We start from the raw sequence: 652 nt of genomic DNA on the forward strand, positions 1-652 counted from the left end.
CATCGCCACCCAGTTGCAGATCTTCAAAGACCTTGCCGGCCACGCTGGCATCGGTAAGACCCAGCGTTACGCTACCCGCATCGGCGTACACATCGTCGCCCTGCGCGGGCACGCTATAGGCTGCGCTCTGCTCACCCGCCTGGATAGTTACCGTGTCGCCATTGCTTAGGGTGACCACCAGATCGTCGGCCAGTACTCGGTCTACCTTAATGGTAAACACTGCATCCTGTGCTTCCGTGACATCGCCGTTGCTATCGATCGTCACATTGACGGTGTCGATCGTATCGATCACCGTCACTGTTGCTGTGTCGCTGGTATCCAGTTGTTCGAAGTTATGCTCACCCGCGTTCGTGACGCTTAGGGTGTAGCTTCCACCGTCTTGGTAAACATCGTCACTCTGCACAGCAAAGGCTGATGAAGTGCCGGTTGTCGTACCCGCAGCAAAGGTGATAGTGGCACCATTGCTTAGCGTTACCGTAAAGGCACGATCGGTCGGGTTACTTAGTGTGGCGCTGACGGTAGCGCTATCGCTGCCTTCCGCCACGGTAACATTGCCCAGCGTCAGCGTGGTGGTATCCACGGTGTCAGTAATATTTACCGTCGCATCGCTACCCAATTGTAAATCTTCAAAGGTTTTACCGGCTACGCTGGC

Annotated in this window: 1 protein-coding gene; it reads right to left on the reverse strand. The window is 55.5% G+C overall.

Annotated features, from left to right (window positions below):
- Positions 1-652: immunoglobulin-like domain-containing protein (locus DDT56_RS24520; protein WP_210417084.1), on the reverse strand; the 652-nt coding region annotated here is incomplete at both ends.

This window comes from Brenneria corticis (assembly GCF_003115855.1).
GTDB classification, from domain to species: domain Bacteria; phylum Pseudomonadota; class Gammaproteobacteria; order Enterobacterales; family Enterobacteriaceae; genus Brenneria; species Brenneria corticis.